Source organism: Mycolicibacter sinensis, assembly GCF_001667945.1.
GTDB lineage: Bacteria > Actinomycetota > Actinomycetes > Mycobacteriales > Mycobacteriaceae > Mycobacterium > Mycobacterium sinense_B.
This window is the reverse complement of sequence record NZ_LZJK01000131.1, coordinates 1-4,041: the sequence shown is the minus strand read 5'-3', so window position 1 is coordinate 4,041 and position 4,041 is coordinate 1. Positions and strand designations below refer to the sequence as shown.

The following is a 4,041-nucleotide window of genomic DNA, read 5'->3' as shown; positions in this document are numbered from 1 at the left end:
GCGTTCAACATGACTCGTTGATCGCAACGCGTGAACCACGCCAGATCCGAAGTCCACCACTCCCCGGGACGCTATCGAGATGTCACTCTCAATCTGGCTTCAACGGCGAAAACTTGTGGGTGGTGTCTGTTTCAATGTGCAGATGGGATGGAACCCAGAGCATGGGATGGAACCCAAGGGAGAAGGCCAGTGAGTAACGACCAAGGTTGGGTCCGCGGAGAGTTTGCAAGGGCTCGGGAGCGGTCTGCCAACGTGCCAAGCGGAGCCAGGCCTGTGGTCAGCGGACCGTCGGGTTCGCGTCCCAGCGCGTCTTCTGCAGCGTCTGACCGGAGCAATCCACAGGGCAGGTAGCTTCCTTACTGCGCTGATGATCATCGAGCCCTGGCGGGGCTCGCATGGGCCGACGCTCAACTTCTGGCTGCCGCGGTCGTTCGACTTCTGCACTGCGGCGGATCCGGTCGGGTCGCTGCGCCGTCGTGTTTCCGTGGTGCGCCGGTCACCGCACGCGGCACTGCCGTCTGAGTTGTGACCTTGGGTGACCCTGAGTGGTTGATTCAGCCGGGTGCGCATCGTGTCGGCGCTGGTCAGAGGTGGAGCCGATGACGGGAATCGAACCCGCGTTCTCAGCTTGGGAAGCTGATGTTCTGCCATTGAACTACATCGGCATTGCTGCGCTAGCAGGCTAGCATCTGGGCGCGCGCTGCCTGCGAGAGTGCATCTTCATCCGCCGGACGCGGCGTGTTGCGGATGAAACCGCGCAGTCGGCGCCCAGGCTCCGGTCACGCGCGGCGGTCAGCGGATACGCTCGTGCGGTGCTGCTCTCCGATCGCGACCTGCGGGCCGAAATCGCCGCCGGCCGGCTGGGCATCGACCCCTTCGATGACGCCCTGGTACAGCCGTCCAGCGTGGACGTCCGCCTCGACACCATGTTCCGGGTGTTCAACAACACTCGTTACACCCACATCGACCCCGCCCAGCAGCAGGACGAGCTGACCACGCTGGTCGAACCCAAACCCGGGGAGCCATTCGTGCTGCACCCCGGCGAATTCGTGCTCGGTTCCACCCTGGAGTGCTGCACCTTGCCCGAGGATCTGGCCGGCCGGTTGGAGGGCAAGTCGAGCCTGGGCCGGTTGGGCCTGTTGACCCACTCCACCGCGGGATTTATCGACCCGGGGTTCTCCGGACACATCACCTTGGAGCTGTCCAACGTGGCCAACCTGCCGATCACATTGTGGCCGGGGATGAAGATCGGCCAGCTGTGTCTGCTGCGGCTGACCAGTCCGGCGGAGCACCCTTACGGCAGCACGCGGGTAGGGTCGAAATATCAGGGCCAGCGCGGGCCGACGCCGTCCCGCTCGTACCAGAACTTCATCAGCTCCGGTTAGCCCTTCGGATGCGACAGCCACCATGCGGCTGCGATGAAGCCGGTATCGGCTGGCCCTGTCGGGGGTATGTCCCTCAACATTGGCCGATCAGCAGCGGGTGGAGGTTTCGGTGGACATCGTTCTCGGGGTGTCGGTAGCGCCCTCGACGGTCCGCATGGTGTTGGTGGAGGGCGAAAGCGCCAACGGGGTCACGGTGGAGCATGACGACTTCGAGGTCGGAGCCGGCGCCCAAAGCGCCCCCGAACGGGTGGTCTCGGCGATCCTGGGGACCCGGGAAGGTGCCCGCGAAGGCGGCTATCAGCTCAGCTCGACCGGGGTGACCTGGACCAATCCGGGCGAGGCCGCTGCGCTGCGGGATGCCCTGGTCAGCCACAAAGTCGAGAACGTGATGCTGGTCTCGGCGTTCCTGGCGGCTGCGGCGCTGGCCCAGGCCGTGGGCAGTGCGACCAGCTATGAGCGGACGGCGTTGCTGTTCGTCGAACCGGATGTCGCCACCCTGGCGGTGGTCAACTCCGACGACGGCTCGATCAGCGAGATTCACCGGCAGCCGCTGTCGCGCGATGACGCCAGCGCCGTCGGCGAGCTGACCGAGATGGTGGCCGGCGCCCCACGGTTGGAGTCGCGTCCCGACGCGCTGTTCGTGGTCGGCGCGGGTGGGGTCAACGTCGCGGCGATCAAGCCGGAACTCGACAAGGCCAGCACATTGCCGGTCAGCGCGCCCGAGGAACCGGACATGGCGTTGGCCCGCGGGGCGGCGCTGGCCAGCGCGCACGCCCCGCTGTTCACGTCCTCTACCCGGGCGATGGCCTGGGCGCAGGACCCGGGTACCGGAGCACTGGGCCCGGGGCTGGTCCAAGCCGGCTACGCCTACGTCGCGCCCGAGTCGGTGGACTACAACGCGACCTCCGATATCGAGCCGCTGGCCTACAGCGCGGTTCCGGACTTCGCCGACAGCGGCTACCTGCCCTCGGGGATCCAGGACGTCGTCGACCGTCCCGAACTCGTCGACTCCCGCCTGCTGGACTTCAGCACCGGGGTCCAGCAGCGGGAACGCAAACCGATGCTGGTCACCGGTGGGGTGGCGGCACTGTTCGTGGTCGGCGTGCTGGCCCTGGCGGTTGCGCTGGCGGTGGGCATGCGCGCGGCCAATCACCATGGGCCGGACGTACGGGCCAACGTCGTCACCCATCAGCCGCGGCCGCCCAAGGCTGCCGTTCCGCCGCCGGCTCCGCCACCGGCGCCGGCCCCGGCGCCCCAGCCGGAAGCTCACCCGGCGCCGCCGCAAGCCCCCGCGCCGGTTCCGCGGGCACCGGCTCCGGCGCCGGCCGCTCCTGCACCGGCGGCACCACCGCCCCCGCCGCCCCCGCCGGCTCTGCCGCCGCCGATGATCCCGAACCTGAACATTCCCGGTCTTCCCGGCGGTCCGCCGATCCTCGGCCCGCCCCGGGGTGGCTGGGGCCGCGGCGGCTGGGGAGACGACGACTGGGGTCCTGGAGGCGGTCACGGCCGAGGCGGTGGACACGGCGGTGGCCATGGCAAGGGCCGCGGTGGTGGCGGGATTCCGATCCCCCTGCCGATCCCTGGCCTGCACTTCTAGTGGGGATTTACCCCCAAAGAGATAAGATGGGCTAATCAATCGAGGTCCGTAGGGGAGGAGGTGCGATGGACATCGTCCTCGGCGTGTCGATGGCACCGCCGTCGGTGCGGATGGTCCTGGTCGAAGGAGAGAACGCCGGTGGCGTCACCGTCGACGAGGACGGCTTCGAGGTGGACTCCAGCGGCGCAGCGTTCCCCGACCAGGTGGTCTCGGCGATCCTGGGCACTCAGGAGAGCGCCGAAGAGGGCGGCTATCGGCTGGCCTCCACCGGCGTGACCGTCACTAATCAGCTGCAGGCCGGCCAGCTGCGCGACGCGCTGGCCAACCGCCGGGTCGAGAACGTGATGCTGGTGTCGGCGTTTCTGGCAGCGGCCGCGCTGGCGCAGACGGTGGGCGGGGCGATCGGCTACCAGCGGACCGCGTTGATGTTCATCGAGCCCCAGGGAGCCACGCTGGCGGTCGTCGACTCGACGGACGGCTCGATCACCGAGGTGCACCGCGTGGCACTGCCCTCCGACGACGACGCCGCCCTCGGCGAGCTGACCGCGCTGGCCGCGCAGGCCGGCCGGCTCGAGTCCCGGCCCGACGGGTTGTTTGTGGTCGGATCCGGTGTCAACGTCGGGCTGGTCAAGCCCGACCTGGACGCGGCCAGCGCCATTCCGGTCAGCGTGCCCGAAGAGCCGGAGACGGCCCTGGCCCGGGGCGCGGCGCTGGCCAGCGCCCACGCGCCGCTGTTCGATTCGTCGACGTCGGCGTTGGCGTGGGCGCGCGACCCGGGCACCGGCATGATCGATCCGAATCTGGTCGCGCTGGGCTACGCCTACCAGGCCGGCGGCGACTACGACGCCACCATGGGCGAATACGCCCTGGCCTACAGCGCCGTCCCCGACGACGCCGACGACGACTACGTGGCGTTCTCCGACACCGCCAGCACCCAAAGCGCCGTCGCCGAGGACTACGCGCCGAGTTCCCGGCTGTTCGATGAGACCGAGCGCCCGCGCCGCCGCAATCCCTTCCTGCTGGCCGGCAGCGGGCTGGCGGCCTTCTTCGTGGTCGGGG

General features: G+C 69.0%; 4 protein-coding genes and 1 tRNA gene. 4 read left to right on the top strand and 1 reads right to left on the bottom strand.

What is annotated here, in order from left to right:
- Positions 1 to 367 precede the first annotated feature (367 nt).
- The gene (locus A5694_RS23380) at positions 368 to 529 is read left to right on the top strand and encodes a hypothetical protein (RefSeq protein WP_234786405.1); all 162 of its coding nucleotides are present in this window, start codon (positions 368 to 370) and stop codon (positions 527 to 529) included.
- 62 nt (positions 530 to 591) lie between these two features.
- Here A5694_RS23380 and A5694_RS17305 read toward each other — a convergent pair.
- Positions 592 to 665: transfer RNA gene (locus A5694_RS17305), tRNA-Gly, on the bottom strand.
- 147 nt (positions 666 to 812) lie between these two features.
- Between A5694_RS17305 and dcd the strand changes: the two genes are divergently transcribed.
- The 3 genes from dcd to A5694_RS17290 form a co-directional block, all read left to right on the top strand.
- Complete coding sequence (dcd, locus tag A5694_RS17300; RefSeq protein WP_064923405.1) at positions 813 to 1,385, top strand: dCTP deaminase; 573 nt, start codon at positions 813 to 815, stop codon at positions 1,383 to 1,385.
- A gap of 109 nt (positions 1,386 to 1,494) precedes the next feature.
- Positions 1,495 to 2,982, top strand: a complete 1,488-nt coding sequence (locus tag A5694_RS24165) for a DUF7159 family protein (RefSeq protein WP_207516032.1) — start codon at positions 1,495 to 1,497, stop codon at positions 2,980 to 2,982.
- A gap of 65 nt (positions 2,983 to 3,047) precedes the next feature.
- Positions 3,048 to 4,041, top strand: a 994-nt coding sequence (locus A5694_RS17290) for a DUF7159 family protein (protein ID WP_082952725.1), incomplete at its 3' end; no start/stop codon positions are given.